13 protein-coding genes are annotated in these 19,436 nt (G+C 36.7%); 10 read left to right on the forward strand and 3 right to left on the reverse strand.

The window, feature by feature from the left end; all coding sequences use genetic code 11:
• Positions 1-31: 31 nt before the first annotated feature.
• Positions 32-844 (reverse strand): prohibitin family protein, encoded by an 813-nt coding sequence (locus K4L44_08610; protein QZE15877.1) that lies wholly within the window; start codon positions 842-844, stop codon positions 32-34.
• Between the two features lie 185 nt (positions 845-1,029).
• Between K4L44_08610 and K4L44_08615 the strand changes: the two genes are divergently transcribed.
• On the forward strand, positions 1,030-1,905 hold the full coding sequence (locus K4L44_08615) for a nucleoside phosphorylase (protein ID QZE15878.1): 876 nt from the start codon (positions 1,030-1,032) through the stop codon (positions 1,903-1,905).
• 129 nt (positions 1,906-2,034) lie between these two features.
• Here K4L44_08615 and K4L44_08620 read toward each other — a convergent pair whose 3' ends face one another.
• Positions 2,035-2,763 carry a sulfatase-like hydrolase/transferase gene (locus K4L44_08620; GenBank protein QZE15879.1) on the reverse strand — a complete coding sequence of 243 codons (729 nt, stop codon included), beginning with the start codon at positions 2,761-2,763 and terminating at the stop codon, positions 2,035-2,037.
• Between the two features lie 50 nt (positions 2,764-2,813).
• Here K4L44_08620 and K4L44_08625 point away from each other — a divergent pair, with 50 nt between their 5' ends.
• Positions 2,814-5,801, forward strand: coding sequence for a pyruvate, phosphate dikinase (locus tag K4L44_08625; protein QZE15880.1), 2,988 nt, complete (start codon positions 2,814-2,816; stop codon positions 5,799-5,801).
• A gap of 150 nt (positions 5,802-5,951) precedes the next feature.
• Here the strand turns inward: K4L44_08625 and K4L44_08630 are convergent, their stop codons facing one another.
• Positions 5,952-6,158: a hypothetical protein gene (locus tag K4L44_08630; protein ID QZE15881.1), complete on the reverse strand. Its 207-nt coding sequence runs from the start codon at positions 6,156-6,158 to the stop codon at positions 5,952-5,954.
• A gap of 479 nt (positions 6,159-6,637) precedes the next feature.
• On the opposite strand from K4L44_08630, the gene K4L44_08635 reads away from it, so the two are divergent.
• The 8 genes from K4L44_08635 (at position 6,638) to K4L44_08670 (ending at position 19,195) form a co-directional block, all read left to right on the forward strand.
• Positions 6,638-7,105, forward strand: a complete 468-nt coding sequence (locus K4L44_08635) for a hypothetical protein (GenBank protein QZE15882.1) — start codon at positions 6,638-6,640, stop codon at positions 7,103-7,105.
• 265 nt (positions 7,106-7,370) lie between these two features.
• Positions 7,371-9,905, forward strand: coding sequence for an AAA family ATPase (locus tag K4L44_08640; GenBank protein QZE15883.1), 2,535 nt, complete (start codon positions 7,371-7,373; stop codon positions 9,903-9,905).
• 35 nt (positions 9,906-9,940) lie between these two features.
• Positions 9,941-13,468 carry a DEAD/DEAH box helicase gene (locus K4L44_08645; protein QZE15884.1) on the forward strand — a complete coding sequence of 1,176 codons (3,528 nt, stop codon included), beginning with the start codon at positions 9,941-9,943 and terminating at the stop codon, positions 13,466-13,468.
• 1,605 nt (positions 13,469-15,073) lie between these two features.
• The gene (locus tag K4L44_08650) at positions 15,074-15,481 is read left to right on the forward strand and encodes a helix-turn-helix domain-containing protein (GenBank protein ID QZE15885.1); all 408 of its coding nucleotides are present in this window, start codon (positions 15,074-15,076) and stop codon (positions 15,479-15,481) included.
• 237 nt (positions 15,482-15,718) lie between these two features.
• On the forward strand, positions 15,719-16,723 hold the full coding sequence (locus K4L44_08655; protein ID QZE15886.1) for a hypothetical protein: 1,005 nt from the start codon (positions 15,719-15,721) through the stop codon (positions 16,721-16,723).
• 193 nt (positions 16,724-16,916) lie between these two features.
• A complete protein-coding gene (locus K4L44_08660) occupies positions 16,917-17,219 on the forward strand; it encodes a helix-turn-helix domain-containing protein (protein QZE15887.1) in 303 nt (100 codons plus the stop codon).
• A gap of 7 nt (positions 17,220-17,226) precedes the next feature.
• Positions 17,227-18,534, forward strand: a complete 1,308-nt coding sequence (locus K4L44_08665) for an AAA family ATPase (protein ID QZE15888.1) — start codon at positions 17,227-17,229, stop codon at positions 18,532-18,534.
• A complete protein-coding gene (locus tag K4L44_08670) occupies positions 18,518-19,195 on the forward strand; it encodes an HNH endonuclease (protein ID QZE15889.1) in 678 nt (225 codons plus the stop codon). Before K4L44_08665 ends, K4L44_08670 begins: the two co-directional genes overlap by 17 nt.
• The last annotated feature ends 241 nt before the right edge of the window (positions 19,196-19,436 follow it).

Below are 19,436 nucleotides of genomic sequence, written 5' to 3' on the forward strand. Positions count from 1 at the left end.
AAATCTATATTTTCCGAGGAACAAGGCTTATTTAATTACCCAAGATTAGAGGTAATCCATCTTTTCCACTACCAACAATAACCACCTTGCTATTTGAACTTTTTGACAACTCAAGAGTCGCTTCAATACCACGTTGCTTCAGTACATTTTCTGATAATGATCGACTAATGATATCATTATATCGAGAGATACCTTCTGCTTCAATTCTCTTTCTTTCTGCCTCACTCTTCTCACGCTCCAATTTAAATCGGTAAGCCAAAGCCTCTTGTTCTTGCTTCAATTTATTCTCAATAGCCTGCTTGATCTGCTCTGGCAAGTTGATAGAACGAATCAACAAGGCACGCATTTCAATATGATTTTTGTTTAGCGACTTCATCGACTCTTCAATGATAGACTTTTCCACTTCACTTCTTTTGGTAGAGTAGATCTCCTCTGCAGTGTAACGACCCGCTACCTGTCTCACAGTAGATCTTACCTCTGGAACAACCAATTGGTCGATATAATTACTTCCAAAACGCTCATGTAGATATCCAATCTCATCGTAAGTTGGATTAAAACGTACAGAGACATCAATATTTAAAGACAAACCATTCTTATCCAATACATCTAATCTCTCTTCCTCTTTTTGTTCTTTCACATTATAGACAGAAATAGTGTTCCATGGTGCCTTGAAGTGAAAACCTGGTTGAAGAATATTCTCTCTATCTAAACCAGATGAGTAAGGACGAAACATTACCGCTCTCTCTCCTGGATTTAAAGTAAAGAATATCTGACTACCAAATCCCACTAATACAAGAAACACAACTCCAACAATGACCCCAAGGGTTAAACCTTTCTTATTCATAGCAAAATATTTTTCTTAATAACTCAATAAATTAACTCTAATAATCAAAGATACATTAATTATCTCAAAATAAATACATGTAAATAAATCATAAAATTATTCAGAATAAAAATTTACTTTTATAGTCTTTCTCTAAAAAAATTGAGGAAATCATTTTTACAACAAGAAATTAAATCTACATAATTATGAAAATTTTTAAGCCATCAGAACTTATCATCAACACAGATGGTAGTGTTTTTCACCTACACCTATTTCCAGAAGAGATTGCAGACAAAATCTTATTAGTAGGAGATCCAGGTAGAGTAAAACTAGTAGCTAGTTTCTTTGAATCTACAGAATTTGAAAGAGAGAACAGAGAGTTTTTCACTATCACAGGAAAATACAAAGGAGAAAGATTTACGGTTGTATCTACTGGTATTGGTACCGACAATATCGACATCGTAGTAAACGAATTGGATGCATTGGCGAATATTGACTTCGAAACTCGCACTGAGAAGGCAGAAAAGCGTTCACTTACACTTGTTCGTATGGGAACATCGGGAGCACTTCAGCCAAATATCCCCGTAAACAGCTTTGTTCTCTCTAAGACAGCAATAGGGTTTGATGGACTATTGAACTACTATGCATATGCAGAGAAGATTACAAACATCGAATTCGAAAATCAATTTATGGAGTATACCTCTTGGAATCCTCGTCTTACTACGCCATATGTAGTAGATGGATCGGAGGATATTTATCAAAAGATGGCCTCTTCAGAAACAGTAGAAGGAATCACCATCTCTGCTCCTGGATTTTATGCTCCTCAAGGAAGAGAACTTCGTGTACCTCTTGGAGACCCAGAACTAAATGACAAGATCGGTTCTTTCCGTTATAACGATAGAGCGATTACCAATTTCGAAATGGAGTGTTCTGCTATCTATGGTCTTTCAAAACATATGGGACATGAAGCGATGACCATCTGTACTATTATAGCAAACCGTGTTCGTAAAGAGGCAAATGCCGATTATAAATCACGTGTAAAAGAGATGATTTCCTACACATTAGAGCATCTTAAAGCCTAATAATAAATCTATCCAACAATTAGCCCCAACGATCCTGGCTATTGTTGGATAGATTCATTTATAGAAAAAAGTAAAACTCCTCCCTCTTCTCTCTACGCTACGACATAACTCATAGGATAGTTTGTACTCTTAAAAACAAACCTTTGCCCCACTATCGGTAGCAAAACCTTTCATCTCCTGGGTTAAGCGATTCACGACCCCAGGATGGGCTTTAGCGATATTAAACTTTTCACTAGAATCATCCGCAAGATTAAACAGTTCCACCCCGTCTTTAGAGGTTATCCTACACTTCCATGCCTCATCACGTACTGCCTGTAAAGAATCCGCTTTCACAAAAAAGAATGGTTTAGAAGCAATGTCCCCTTTCCCAGTCAGTCCATCCCAAATATACTGACCATCTAACGTCAAGTTTTTAGGAATATCCACTCCTGCCACACGCAAAATAGTAGGGAACAAATCCAACGAAGAGGTTACATCATCAATAATCTCCCCCTTTAAAACAATATCAGGCCATCGAACAATGGCAGGAACACGAAAACCACCCTCATAAGTAGAAGCCTTACAACCTCGAAATGCTCCTGTAGAGCCAGCATCCGTTATTCGTATGCCATTATCAACAATTCTTGGAGGAAGATCTTGCCAAGGCCCATTATCGCTTGTAATTTTTATCTTTTTAGAAGAAATATATCTTTTGTAACGAAACACCTCCATTTCATCGCAATAAGAAAAAACAGACACTCTTTTGTCGAAACAACACCCCAAAGTGCAACCATTCCACAAAACATAAGAGATAGAAGAATAGGCAATTACCCCATCCTCTTCTAATGAACATAGGAAAATATAAAATCTATCGAACAAAATTTATGATTTAATCATTAACTTTAAGCAACGATTAAAGCATAGAAATTATGACGGATTTTCAGAAAATACCACTTACCTCTATATATAAGAGACAGAAATCAGACCGAGACATCTTTCAAGAACTGATGCCAACAAAGGTTAAAGAAATTCTAGTGGTAGCCACCGTTTACGATGCCTACTCTATTGTGAGAGAGGGACAATTTTCAGACAAGATATTTGGAGAATATTTACAACTGAACCTATATGCCTCCCCTCGATTCTCCTCGGTTAACTCCCAAGAAGATGCGCTTAACATCATCCATAAGAAACACTTCGATATGGTGATTATCATGGCTGGAGTCGACAAGAAATCATCTCTCGAAATTGCAGAGAATATTCATTTTGCAAAAAGCAGACTTCCCATTCTAATGCTGGCAAACAACAACCATGGATTAGAAGACCTACAAAGGGAAGTAGCAAAAGTCCCTGCTATCAATCGCCTCTTTGTATGGAACGGAAACTCCAACGTATTTGTAGCAATGATCAAATATGTAGAGGACATGAAAAACGCAGCCAGAGACACCAAACTCGGTAATGTCCGAATCATTCTTTTGGTGGAAGACTCCGTAAGATACTACTCTCGCTATCTGCCAGTACTCTATACTGCAATCATGACACAAACACAAAACCTTGTCAGCGAAGAGTCGTCAGACGAACTACATATGATCCTCAAGATGCGTGCACGTCCAAAAGTACTACTAGTAAGTACCTACGAAGCCGCAACTAGAATCATCGACCGTTATAGCGAAAACCTTTTATGTGTTATCTCTGACGTCAAATTTTCTCGTAAGGGAATCGATGACGAAGATGCAGGAGTCGAACTCCTAAAAGAGGCACGCAAGAAACTGAAATACTCTATTCCAACCCTACTTCAATCACACGATCCTTCCAATAGAGAAAGGGCTCAGTCTATTGGAGCCAATTTCATTGATAAGAACTCAGAAAAACTCTCATTAGAGATCATGAAGTTTATCAATGACAAACTAGGGTTTGGAGACTTTATATTCAGAGATTCCAATGGAAAGAAAATCGGAATAGCAACCGACCTCGATGAGTTCCAAGAGCTACTGGAAAAAGTACCGAGCGAATCACTGATCCACCATGCAAAGCTCAATGCCTTCTCCTCATGGATGATGGCAAGAGGAGAGATCAATATCGCAGAGCAACTTCTACCCTATAATATCGAGGACTTCCCAACACCAGAAGAGCTACGTGCCTTTTGTACCGAAGTATTTGAGGAAGCCAAACAGAAAAAACACCGTGGTCAGATTATTAACTTCTCCCCTAAATTATGCACTGGGAATCGTTATATCTTAAGAATGGGTAGAGGTTCCCTCGGAGGAAAAGGAAGAGGATTGGCATTTATCTCCAATATGATCGAAAATATCGACTTCAAACATCTAATCAAAGGCATCAATATACGCCAACCGGCTACTTCAGTCATTGGTGCTGTGGAGTTCGACCGATTTATTGAGATGAACAACCTCTATGACGACATCTATCAAGATTCCTCACCAGAAGAGATACGTAAACTCTTTCTTCAGGCAGAACTTAGTGTAGTCCTTAAAGACAGACTATACAACTATCTAAAGGAGATGAAAAACCCATTGGCTATTCGTTCCTCTGGGCTCTTCGAAGACTCTCTATTGCAACCATTCTCAGGAGTCTACTCTACCTATCTTATTCCGAACAATCACACCAATATCACCGAACGCTTAGAACAACTTTGTAAGGCAATAAAATTGGTATATGCCTCTATCTTTACAGAAACAGCAGGCTCCTATTTCCATGCAGTAAACTACAAAATAGAAGAGGAGAAGATGGCTGTTGTAATCCAAGAGGTCGTAGGACACAACTACAACAACAAGTTCTATCCAAACATCAGTGGAGTAGCCCAATCCTACAACTACTATCCCTTCTCCTACATGAAACCAGAAGATGGGTTTGCAGTGATCGCAGTAGGACTAGGAATGCATGTCGTAGGAGGAAACAAAGCCTTCCGTTTCTGTCCAGCCTACCCGCGTCTAATCAACGGCTCGGTACAAGACCAGATGCGTGACTCACAAAAATTCTTTAGTGCCATCGACCTCTCTAAAACAGAGATCGACCTAGAAGAGAAAGACGAGGATGCTGCCATCCTTCATCTACGCATCAACGAAGCTGACAAAGACAACAACCTACAGCAGTGTGCTTCCACTTACAACCACGTCAACGATATGGTAGAGCCAGGCACATTCACCAAAGGGCCACGAATCATCAACTTTGCAAACATACTACAGTATGATTCCATCCCTTTAGCAAACACCATACAGCTACTATTGAATCTCTTTGAACAAGCCATGGGCTCGCCTGTAGAGATGGAGTTTGCAGTAGATCTAGAGAAGGGCGAACACAACAAACCCACTTTCTATATCCTTCAGATCAAGCCATTGATACAACAAGAGAAGACCTACCATATCGACTTGGACGACATTGATGAAGAGAAATTGATCATGAAAGCCAAAAAAGGAATGGGAAATGGCAAACTAGAACATATTCAAGATATCATCTATATCGATCCCGAACATTTCGACAAACTCTCTACCAAAGAGATGGCTGCAGAAATACGAGAGATAAACAGGCAGATGGTAGAACAAAACAGAGAATACATCCTAATAGGACCAGGACGATGGGGAACCAGAGACCCTCATACAGGGATCCCTGTACTATGGGCTGATATCTCCAATGCCAAAGTAATCATCGAAGTAGGCCTACCAAACTTCCCTCTCGATGCTTCGCTTGGCTCACACTTCTTCCATAATGTCACCTCGATGAATGTAGGATACTTCTCAATCCCTTTCCAAAGCAAAGATACCTATATAGATCTTGACAGAGTAAAACAGATCTCTAAGATCACCTCTCATGGAAAATTCACTCGACATGCATATCTCGAAAAGGGAATCACCATCTTAATGGATGGAAGCAAACAAACCAGTGTAATACACATCAAAGAGTAAATATCAGACCCACAATACCAAGAAAGGGAGTGTCCAATACGACACTCCCTTTCTTATCAATAAGCCCACACCAACCTTTACCCACATTATTTCAGAACCATACAGATCCAAACAACCTAAATTCACACCGCTACCATAGAGAAAACGTCACTACCTTGTCTCCAAACAACAGACACACACATAATCATTTGCTTTATCTATATCTACAACATTCATAAGCCAATAACCTAATCCGATCGTATATCTCTCATCTTCATCCTTAACGAAATCCATACCTTCCATGGTCTTAGCATTTTTCTTTTGAATATCCGATCTATCAAAAAGAATGTACTCTCCATCATGAATTGTATCTGCCATACAATCCATATGGCCTCTAAGATGCTTTAAGAAAAAACCTTTCTTATTTTAATCATTCCGAAACCTTTTGGTTGTTTGTCTATGGAGTCTCCTATAGCTGTTGCTATTTAATTGATAATAACAGACTCTGTCTTAAAAATACCTATTGTAATCTCGCGAGTACAACAAAATTATAGTTTGGTTAAATGTCTATTTAATTTACAAAATTATAGACTTAGCTTATTCTGTATTTGTTCTATATCTGTTTTGTAAGTATCTTGGTCATAAGCTAAGTTATAAATATTTGTATTTACAACACTTAAAATAATATTTTTAATCTAGTGTTTCTTGTCTTTAGAGACTTATTATATCATGAATGTCAAATGTTTACAACAACAATACGACTTTTCTATGGAGGTAGTAAAATTGTATGATTGGTGTTTATTCGATCAACAAAATGTTAAGTAAGATTAATTGACATATTAAGCACATAAAAATTTATGAAAATAGAAGATTTTAAAAATAGGGTTGACTTATCTATCCGAAGAAGGAGATATTATAGTGAAGATTGTGGATTCGTTTCGTGTCCGGAGTGTGGGTCTCCATTAATAGAGGATAGTTGTACTGTAATAATTGCAGCCAAATCAGATACTGATGAAGGTGAATTTATGAGTAATATGACGGGGAGTCACTTTTGCAATTCTTGTCCCGTGGTAGTATTCGATTCTGAAAAAATAGAAGAAACGGTGAGGTATGGAATAAGAGGTGATTCAAATCTGAAATACGAAATTGGCGGAATAGTTGATTTCAATGCTATTCCCAAAGAAAAGAGGCATCTTGAAATAGGTGTAGACGATAACCCAGTACCAGTAGTTGATTTTTTACCAGATCTAAATACTACAACAGTTAAGTCTGAAAAGAAAATTGGCAGAAATACCCCCTACCCTTGTAGAAGTGGCAAGAAATAAAAAAGTTGCCGATTCAAACCATGAAATAGAAACGGAGGTTCATGTTATTTACAGTACAGAGTACGAAACAATAAATTTATTTGATATTAATTCTTCTAAAAAAGCATTTGGAGACAAGATGGTTTGAGCCATCTTTCAGTATTTTTATAGTGATTGAAAACCTGCTGTAGTGATGGATTGGATCAATGTGTTTTAGAACAGAATAAAAGAAAAGGACAGCCCAAGCAAATGGGTTCTTTAGGCAAGATTAAGCCAATATATCAATATGGATAAACTCATAGGAATCATACAAAGAGTAACGTATCACAACCAAGAGAATGGTTGGACTGTACTTAAGGTAAGTCCGTTGGATAAACCGCATGAGTTAATAACAGTAACAGTACATCAAGCCAATGTATTTGCCGGAGCTACCATGGAATTTGAAGGCGAATGGACACAGCACCCAAAATATGGCGAGCAATTTAAGTCGACGAATACTTTTGAACGAAAACCTGCCAGTGCATCTGCATTAGAAAAATATATTGGTTCAGGTTTAATTTATGGAGTTGGCCCTAAAATAGCTAAGCGTATTGTAAAATATTTTGGAAAAGATACTTTGGATGTTTTTGAAGAAGATATTGAACGCCTTACCGAAGTTACAGGAATAGCACAAGCAAAACTAGACCAAATTAAGTCGTCATGGATTGAACATCGGGAAATAAGAAATGTCATGTTATTCCTACAAGAGTATGGTGTTAGTACTTTGTTTGCAGTTAAAATATTCAAAACTTATGGTAATGATGCAATAAAAATACTACAGGACAATCCTTATCAATTATCGAAAGATATTTATGGTATAGGATTCTTTTCAGCTGATAGAATTGCCTTAAGCATGGGCATTGAAAAAGATAGCCCCAAACGAATGAAAGCAGCTATTAGTCATGTTTTAGCAGCAAGTAGAGAACAAGGGCATTGTTATTTAGAGCTAGAACATATTCAGAAAAACGTTGAAACCTTACTGGAAGCAAATTACTCAGACCTGTTGGTAAGTGAAATACAAACCATGGAACAGGAAAATGATTTAAAGGTCAGGTTAAAAATAGAAAATGAGGCTCATATCAAATGTTATTACTCAAAATCACTCTATTACGATGAGCTACAGACCGCTGATATTGTAAAAACATTTTTATCAAAAATAGTAAGTGTCGATGTGGTTAGAGTAAAAACATGGCTGAACCTTTTTAATCAAAAACAAGAGTTCCCCTTAAGTGATGAACAATTTGATTCAGTATTAGGAGCCTGTCAACAATCATTCTCCATATTAACAGGAGGTCCAGGATGTGGTAAGACCACCACCACGAAGGCATTAGTGAGGCTCCTAAGAGCCATGAAAAAGCGGGTGATACTTGCTGCACCAACAGGAAGAGCTGCGCAACGCATGAGCGAAGTTATTGGTATGGATGCGCAAACAATTCATCGCTTATTAGTGTGGCAACCACATACTGGTCAATTTAAAAAAAATGAAGAAGAACCCTTAGAAACTGACTTTGTTATTATTGACGAATGCTCAATGTTGGATATTTCTATATCAGCATCCTTATTAAAAGCCATTCCTCTAACGGCACAAGTACTATTTATTGGCGACCCTAATCAATTGCCCTCTGTAGGTGCAGGGAATGTACTCAAAGATTTAATAGAAAGCGCTAAAGTACCGTGCTTTAACCTAAAGAAAGTATTCCGACAAGCACAAGAAAGTCATATAATTAAGTTCGCACATCAAATAATTAAACGACAAATACCTAAAATAGAATCACCAATTAATTCCCCCAACATATGGGACGGAAACACCGATTGCATGTTTATTGATTCGGAAGAAGCTACTAAAGAGCAAATGCTTTTTATCAAGAAGATTACGCAATCGATGAAATATGTAATTCAAAATGAAGGTGTGGCATTTGTAAGAGAAAAAACACCTGATGATATAGATGACAACTATAAATCGGTAATACAGGAAGATGACATTTATATAAAAAACACCTCTGAAACTGAAATTGAAGAAATTAGAAAACGTGGAGTCCGTTCATATATTTTCAATGTGCCAAATGATTATTTGCATACCGACATTCAGTTGTTGCTAAAATCTAACAATCATGCTTCTGCTCTAAAAAATATTATCAAAAGTATTCATCCCTGGTCTAGTTTAAATTACGGTTTCGTTGCTTCTGAAATGGTTGTTAGGCTTTATTCAAAAACAGTAAGAGAACGCCTCGGGGCAAATATGGAAGTCCAGATATTAACGCCAATGACAGTTGGCAGTATGGGGGCTCGTAACTTAAACCAATTGGTGCAAACCACTTACAATCCTCATGATGAAAACAAAGCGAACTTGCAGATTGGAGACCGTATATTTCGAATTGGAGACCGTGTAATTCAGCGCAGAAACAACTACGACCTTGAAGTTTTTAATGGTGATATTGGGCAAATTGCATCCATTGATAATCAAAACATAACAATAGAAATAGCTTATAGCTCTGGAGGAACAACAAGAAACGTTCATTATGAGAAACAAGATATTCTTGACCTTGACTTAGCCTATGCTATTACCATTCACAAATCTCAAGGAAGCGAATTTGATGTGGTTATTATACCGATAGTTTTGCAGCACTTTAATATGCTGTATCAAAACCTAATATACACCGCATTGACACGTGCGAAAAAGATGGCAATATTTGTAGGAACTAGAAAAGCGCTTGGGATAGCGGTTAGGAATATTGATAACCGCTCCAGAAAAACAATGTTGAAAACGATTATTCAAGAATAACTCAAATAATAATACAGCTCAAATCATATAAAATTATGGCACAGCAATTTGGCAAAACATGGTGGGGAGAACACTTTTTACAAGCATTAACAGATATTGACTATTCTAATAGGTTACCCCGTGGTAGAAGATATGCCCGTAATGGTTCTGTGAAGGAAGTTACTTCTGTAAACAATAGAATTAATGCTAAGGTTAAAGGAAGTACACGTACTCCTTATAACGTTGATATTACTCTTCCAATATTTACAAAAACAGAAAAAACAGCGTTAATAGAGGCTATTACGCATAACCCATTGGTTCTTTCTCTTTTACTAAATCGGGAGTTACCACATGAGCTGAATGAAATTGCACAGAAGCATAAAATAGCAGTTTTTCCAAATACATGGTCTGATTTTGATATGGAATGTTCCTGTCCCGACTGGGCAGTACCTTGTAAACATCTAGCCTCAGTAATATATATACTTTCTGCAGAGATTGACAGAAATCCATTTTTAATTTTTCAATTACATGGACTAGACATACTGAAAGAGCTGACAAAATCAGGAATGACACTTAATGAGGAGATGAGTATTTCAAGTTTTGAACAACTATTCCTTGATAAACCTCTTGAAGTGGTAGAGGAGAATCATATTAAGGATGATCATTTTGATCTTTCGAAAGTGATACCGCAAACAGAGAACCTATTATCGCTACTCGAGACCAAAACTGTTTTTTACGACAAACCTTTTATTCCCATATTGAGCAAAAAATACAAGGCTGTAAGTCGTCATTCTAAAGCATTGCTGAATCAAGATGTTGTAATGTTCGAGCCGAGAGTTTTTGACAGTATGGAAAAGTTGGAGTTCTTTATTAATGATGACACCTCTTTTAAAAAAGTCATATTTCATTCCGATAAAGGAGATTTGACTTTTGAAGCATCAGATGATGGTTTGGATTCATTGATTAACTTTTTAACCCGCTTACCAAAAAAACACGAACAACGTTTCTCTAATGACTTAAAGATTTTGTACCGAGCATATCATTTAAGTCTAAAATTGGCTGAATGTGGAGCTTTCATTCCTCAGCTACTCGAATTGAAGAAGAAACAGAATGTGATCCGATGGATTCCGGCCGTTATTAATGAGGATGTAAATGATTTGTTTGACACCTTAGTGAAAGATATATCTCAAGAATTGGTACAAGTACAAATCAGTGCAAGAAAGAGAAAATATCTATCCGCTCGTGAGCAGAGCATAACGCTTGTCTCTCTTTTTTTAACTCACTTTATAAAGGAAGTAGCACCTGTTTCAAATCGGTCATATCAGGGTACTGAATCTAAAATAGAACAATTATTCTTCAATAATCACAAGCATTCATTTACAGAGCTTAGTGAAAACCAAATCCCAGAAGCCATACATCAATACCTTCAACGGTTTCACCTAAGCGACAAAAACTATGTACCATTAATTAAAATAGAAGATAATGCGGAGGAAAATACCTTTGACCTACAATTATGGGTTGAAAACCGTAAAGATTCCATGCAAGAACCATTAACCCTCCATAATTTCATTAAAGATAAAACATATAATAAATTCAAAGCCTCATTGTTTCAATCACTGGCAAGCTTATCGAGAGATTTCCCTGCCATAAAACCACTGATTTCTTCTTCGGGTACAGAACAATTAATATTTGATGCAGATAGCTTTGCTGAAGTATTGTTAAGAATATTGCCCTTGGTTAAACTATTGGGAATCCGTATTTTATTACCAAATTCGCTAAAAAGCCTTGCTCGACCTAAGGCATCATTAAAATTAGACAGCAAACAATCCGATTCTACAGGCAAGAGTTACATGAATCTTAATGAAATGCTTCAATTTGAATGGCAAATAGCTATAGGAGATAAAACCATCCCGATTAGCGAATTTAAAAAATTAGTTAGGAATGTATCCGGAGTAGTTAATATCAAAGGAGAATATGTGCTGATTGATCACAAAGAGATTCAAACACTACTGAATAACTTGGATGAAGATAAAGAACTGTCTCGTGTTGATTTACTTCAATCTGCCCTATCAGAGGAATATCAAGAAGCAAAAATCACACTTTCACCAGCTGCCCGGAAGATTGTAAATGAATTATTACAGAGTGAACAAAAAGTAATTCCGAAGAATTTAAAAGCGACTTTACGTCCATACCAGGAGCGTGGATATCAATGGTTATATAACAATAGTAAAGTAGGATTTGGAAGTATTATTGCCGATGACATGGGACTGGGTAAAACTCTACAAGTCATTAGTTTGCTACTGCAATTTAAACACGAAGGTCGTTTAGATAAGAAAAAAGCTCTAATTGTTGTTCCTACCACTCTTATTACGAACTGGCAAAAAGAAATTGAACGATTTGCACCGGAATTAATTCCACATATTTATCATGGAGCAAAACGTGAATTTAAAACAACAGATTGTGATATGGTAATTACCTCCTATGGTATGTTGCGCAGTGATGCATCCAAATTTCAAAAGGTTAAGTGGGAAGTGTTGGCTATTGATGAAGCTCAAAACATAAAAAACGCAGGTACTGAGCAGACTAAAGCAGTTAAGAAATTGAAAGCAGATGTAAAGATTGCAATGAGTGGTACACCTGTTGAAAATAGATTGAGTGAATACTGGAGCCTATTCGATTTTGTAAATAAAGGCTACTTGGGCTCAGCCAAATATTTCAAGAAAGCTTTTGCATCTCCAATTGAAAATGACAACAACAAACAGCAACTTGAACTATTCAAAAAAATAACCGACCCCTTTATACTTCGACGTTTAAAAACAGATAAGTCAATTATAAATGATTTACCCGAAAAAATTGAGCATGACTGTTTTATTCAGCTCGCTAAAGAACAAACTGCACTCTATCAGAATGTAGTGAATACCATGCTTAAATCGCTTAATAATACCAAAGAAAAATCAATAGAAAGAAAAGGTTTAGTACTTAAAATGATGACAGCCTTGAAGCAGATATGTAATCATCCATCTCAATTTCTTAAAAAAGAAGATGATAGGGTTGAACTATCAGGGAAAACCGAAATGCTGTTACAACTACTCAGATCAATATATGAGAATGATGAAAAAGTATTGATTTTCACTCAATACAAAGAAATGGGACAGATACTTACTCGTATTCTGGAAGATGCTTTTGATACCAAGCCTCTATTTTTACATGGTGGTATTGCTCGTAACAAAAGAGATGCTTTGGTTGAAGAATTTCAGAACAAGAGCCATAAGAAAATCTTTATTATTTCAATAAAAGCCGGAGGCACGGGCTTAAACTTAACAGCAGCGAACCATGTTATTCATTACGATCTTTGGTGGAATCCCGCAGTTGAAGCTCAAGCTACAGATAGAGCTTTTAGAATTGGTCAGAAAAAGAATGTAATAGTACATCGCTTAATTTCTAAAGGGACCTTTGAAGAAAAAATCAATCAGATGTTACAGGATAAAAAACACTTGGCTGATTTAACTGTAGCAACTGGCGAAAAATGGATTGGTGACTTATCTAACACAGAACTTAAAAACCTTGTTAACATGAATGGTTAGGCAAATGAAATATATCTAATTATTTGCAGACTGTGTTTTGTCGTAAAAACTTACGAAATCGTCAACAATAAAACGCCGTGATAATATTGGAATCAAAGCTTGTTCATAAAAAAAAGATCACCTCTTTTGTTCATTTCTCTACTCATCCCAGTAGATGGAATTATACTATTAGACCGTTTTAATCTGTGCAAAACAGCTAATATCACATGAGAGGAGGTGATATTCGAATTATTATTCATCTTATGAACAAGCCCTGTACAAATACCTAAGTATAAAAAAATATTTTTCTTTTTCACATGAATAATCTCTCTAAGATATGTAATAATACACTTCTTAGAGAGGTTTCATTAGAAAGCATCTACTCATGACATCACAGCTCAATGATAGAGAAGATTCATCGGAAAATAAACTCAAAACTGAAGCTTTCGGAGAACATTTCTATTCTCTTTCCCCCTATTAAGCCAACAAAATATTCACAGCTTCAAACCACACTATCTAGACTAAATAAAAAAAGCAAAAATGAGAGAGTATATATTAAGGGTATATAACACGTAGAAACCTTATTTAGAATCATTGATTTAGAATCATTTTCTGTACCTCATTTTTCTTATAGATTTTAGTCGTAGCGTAACTTCATAGAGACAACCCTTGTTCTATCCTTTGTTGCTTCAATTTTTTGCGCCCGACATAGTTTCGTTTATACGCATCGAATATCATACCCCACGACCCCAAAGACAACGAAAAATTCTGTATTGCCCATAGTCTCGTGCAATATCTTCTCCATCGATATTTAGATTCCTCCATTTCGATATTTAGGTTGCTGAGCCCTTCGAAGCACAATAACCCCATCGATATTTAGATTCCTCCATTTCGATATTTAGGTTGCTGAGCTTGTTGAAGCACAACAACCACCAGTCAAAGCACTGCGATCTTTTTCGATGCACAAAACCACACCACATGATCGTATCAGAACCATGCAAATACGACATATTGTCGCAACAAATCGGTGCCACAATAATCGTGTATCAATAACCGATGCTGCAACACATGGGAATTAGGAAGCTCCTGCTTCGGTTGGTTGTTACCGTATGATGGATACGATTGATTTTACGTGTATTGCACAAAATCTCGTGCAATCTATCTCAAGGAATACCACCTACTCACCCGATCCTTTGGACTGGAAAACGAAACGCGCTAAGAACTTTTATTCTCGAAATAAAAAAATTAGAAGGAGTAGAATACCAAAAAAGAAACTTTTGGGAGAAAGTAAGCATACTCTTTCGGATGGATGGAAACAAATTGATCAATACCAAGAAGATTGTTAAATGCCGACAATCTACGCTTCAATCCAAAATAATGAATATCGTTACACTTCTCGACACCCCCATTTTTCATAGCAAATAAAAAGACGAGTGATAACACAAAAGACGAGTGATAAAAAATTTTATCGCTCGTCTTTTATCTTTTAAAAAACCTACAATACCTCCCATCCAACATGACCCATTCCCAATTGTAAAAAAAACTTAAAAGACGAGTGATAAAAAAAAACATTAGAAAAATATTTTACCTCAAACTACCTTTGATCCAAAACAAAAACCCATCATCATGAGAGAGTTAGAATCCCAAAAGGAGAAACTCCAAAGCACAAATTGGAACCAATCGAAAGGAGCACCAACACAGAGCCTCCAAACAGAAAAAAGTATCGACAAAACAGCAACAGAACCAACCATAAAACAACAAATCCTTCAACTGCTTCATACCATCACACACCACACACAGGTTCTCGTTCAAGAGTTAGAGAAGCCAATCAAAAGGCAACCCACACAACAGAACCATAGCCAATGGCTCGACACACCAGAAGTAGTCAACCAACTACATGTATCAGCCAGAACCATACAAAGGTATCGATCCAAAGGCATCCTTCCTTACACCAAGATAGAGGGAAAAATATACTACAAACAAGAAGAGATAGAGAAGATATTAGAAAACAGATATCGTAGAATACAGAAGTAAAAACCGTGAAACATTGCTGGTAGCGATGAGATTCGACGGCCATAGTAGGATTTCGACTCCTACCCTCAAGCGCAGGATAGAGTGGGGTGAAAAGGGCGCCCCCGTTGCACCAAAAAAAATAGGCTAATCCCCTAGGTAGCATCCAACTTCTCCTTTGGAACGGCCCAAAAGCGTCCAGGCTCACCGCAATAGACGGACATACTTCAAACAAAGAGAAACATGAAAAAACGAAAAGTCATGAAAAAAGAACAAATGATATATCTCGACATCATCGAAAAGTGTCATCAGAAAAAAGCACTTCCTGCACTTCAGCTCTATATGTTGCTAAAAAAAAGAAAAGAGGTGACCTTCAACACCCGCAAAATACTCCAACTGATCCATCAACTGATGATCTCCATCACCACACTCTATCGTCGCATTCACACCCTGCAAAAACTAGGCTTTATCACTCCTATAAACAAGAGTCCAAACTACTATCACATCCACAACCAGAAACATATTCTCATACACCACCAACTACGTTTTCGTAGCACCAAACTGGTATGGGAACACGAATACAACATCCTCCATTTCCAGACGATAGCCATCACCGCCATGCTATTTCATGTCGCCTTCAAAGAACGACTTCAAATCAAACATCTTCAAACAAAAAAGATCCGAGATGAGATACAGAAGCACACCATCGACACCAAGGAGACGGGACGAATCATCACGCAGGGACCTTACCAACTACCGAGCCACGACTACAGCAAATCGCTCCATATCTCCTCCGCGCAATACTATCGCTATCGCAAAGAAGCAGAGCGAAAAGGACTACTAGAGGTGACCCATCAAAAGAGCGTCACCTACCTACAACTACATCCTCACACAAGAGAGAATAAAGGCGATTTAGGGCATTTTAGCAAGACTCCCTACCAAACACACCTTCAATCACATAAAACCGCTAAAAAGTCCTCTAAACGCAAAATAGCAACCTTATCTAATGAGAGGGACCACCACCCTCAACAAATTCACCGTATACCTCCCCTACGCTATGCGCTTCCTCTTCGGACGCAACCGCAAAGAGTAAAACAATCCCTTCTTCGAATCAAAAGAGGGGCTTCTGCACAAAATCCCATAGCAAACACTAAAAATCAACAACGCGATATCAGACCACCACATCCAACAGCAATACAAACGATACACATGAAATTAAACAATACACGACAACCAAAACATTGTGATCCTTTCAACTCTTTCTAAAACAAAAACCCTTTTACATAAACAGGATTAAATCCACGACACACCCTAAAGAAGGACCCAATAAGCCTATTGTGAACTATTAAAACATTCGGTCTAGATAGGATATCCACTAATAATAAAGCCATCAAAAAACAAAAAAAACATCTAATTTTATCTATATTTGACCATATTAGACAAGTCAATCAGAAGAAAGATGATAATAGGACAAAAATTAAGAAAATTAAGAGAGGATAATGGATTACTTCTACGCCAAATCGCTGCTGAATTAGAAGTAGACACTGCATATGTAAGCAAGATGGAACGTGGTGAAAAAAACATCAAACGAGAATTTATAATCAAGCTTGCCTCCATTTACAATATCAATTCTGATGAACTAATAACACTTTGGCTTGCCAATCAAATAAATGAGATTATTAAGTTTGAAGAAATGGGTTTAGATGCTGTTAATTATATCAAAGTATTTATTGAAAACTCTAATAGTCATACTTTAAAATAATAAAGACATGATAATTCAGGAATTAATTTTAGAAAACTTTAGAGGTTACAAAGAAATAAAGATTCCTCTTCATGATAGATTCAATTTAATTATTGGAGACAATGGAAGTGGTAAAACAGCAATTCTTGAAGCACTTACTGTTGCAATGGGTTCCCTGTTTCTTGGAATTCGTGATACAGATTCAAGACATATCTTATCCAAAGACATACATATCAACACCTTTGAGGATTCAGAGGAATTCGGATGGCCAGTTTCTGTAAGTGCTAAGGGAATTGTGAATAACAAAGAGATATCTTGGAAAAGAGAATTGACTAGTTTCAAAAGCAAAACCTTAGCTAGAGGAGCAATGCCAATAAAGAAGATTGGTTCTGAATACGATCAGAGTATCCGCAATAATGAAAAAATCATACTTCCTGTTTTAGCCTATTATGCTACAGGTAGATTATTTGACGAAGCAAGAGATGTAAAAGAAAAAGAGAGCAAGAATCCACAAATTGCTTCAAGATTGAGAGCTTATAATCAATGTCTAAAAGCAAAAATGACCTTTAAACAGTTCATTAAATGGTTTAGAGGTAAAGAACTTGCTAAAATTCAAAAAGGGACATCGGACATCAACTATTCAGTTGTAAAAAATGCAATCATTAGTAACATTCCTGATTGTAGCAATATCTACTTTGAATTTGACCCAGATAAGCCCAAAGGTTTGAAAGTTGTTTTTAATGATGGACGAATACTCCCTTTTTCCTACTTAAGTGATGGTACACGTAACTTCTTTGCATTAATCGCAGACATAGCCTATAAATGTGTCACACTAAATCCTCACCTAAAAGAAAATGCTTTAATAGAAGCTTCTGGAATAGTATTAATAGATGAACTGGATCTACATCTTCACCCTGATTGGCAAAGAAAAATCATTGTAGGACTAAAAACTACTTTTCCCAAAGTTCAATTTATAACATCCACTCATTCACCATTTTTAATTCAAGAAACAGAATCAAACCAATTAATTAAATTGAAAAACAACTCCATAATCTCCATTAGTCAAGCCAATAATTTGAGTATCGAAGATATAGCTGAGGAGTTTCAGGAGGTTGAAAATCCACAATGGAGTAAAAGTAGACAGTACATGTTTGAAGTAGCCTCAAAATATTATAAGGCAGTAAAAGAGGGCAAGGATACACCACAGATGAAAAATGAGCTAGACATGGCTATGAAACCTTTTGCACAAGACACTGCATTATATGCAGTTATTGAACAAGAAAAAATAAAAGCGGAATATAAACAAAGCCAGAATAAAAATGAGACCCGTAAATAAAGGAGATGCCCCAAAAGCATATACAGACTATGGCAAGGCTAGACACGACTTAGCTAATATTATAGGCTATTACTGCTCCTATTGTGAAATGAAAGTTTATAATAGTATTGAAGTAGAACATATACTACCCAAAAATCAAGGAGGGGCACCACTCAATTGGTCAAATTTCTTACTTTCCTGTAAATATTGCAATACGATTAAGAGTGACCACAATCAAAATTTATCAGACTATTTATGGCCCGATCTTGACAACACGGATCTCGCATTTATTTATTCCGAATCGGATACAATTGAACCCAATGCAAATTGCAGTGCCCAAATACAGACATTGGCACAAAACTGTATTGATTTGATGGGATTAAATCGATATCCTGGTGGACCCAACCAACCCACATTTGCAGACACTAGGTGGCGTTCACGAAAAGAAGCATGGGATTTAGCACATGAATCATACAATGATTGGATGGAAGCCCCAATAAATGCAATGGCAAGATCCATAGCAAAAATATCGCTGAATGGTCATTACTCCATTTGGATGGAAGTTTTTAAAAATGAACCTGTAGTAATTGGTGAAATAGATAACCTTTATAGAAAAAAAGGACTCTTCAAGAAATACAATGCAAACGGAACTAGAACAGTTAGAGCAGGAGCAAACATTTAATTAAAAGATACCAAATAAAAAGCCCAAGAAGTAGATCTTGCTGCAACCGTAGAGACAACGACATCACCTTAGATAACAATCTAATTAATAATACATTGTATATAAATGGTAAAACACTCAAAATAATATCAGACACAATAAAATCAAACCTTAGACACATTACTTTATTGTTCTTTTAATCGTAAATCAATCCATTGATTTATCTGAAATTTATCCCTCTTATATATTTCTTGCATTCAAG

The sequence above is a fragment of the Prolixibacteraceae bacterium genome (assembly GCA_019720755.1).
GTDB lineage: Bacteria > Bacteroidota > Bacteroidia > Bacteroidales > Prolixibacteraceae > Halosquirtibacter > Halosquirtibacter laminarini.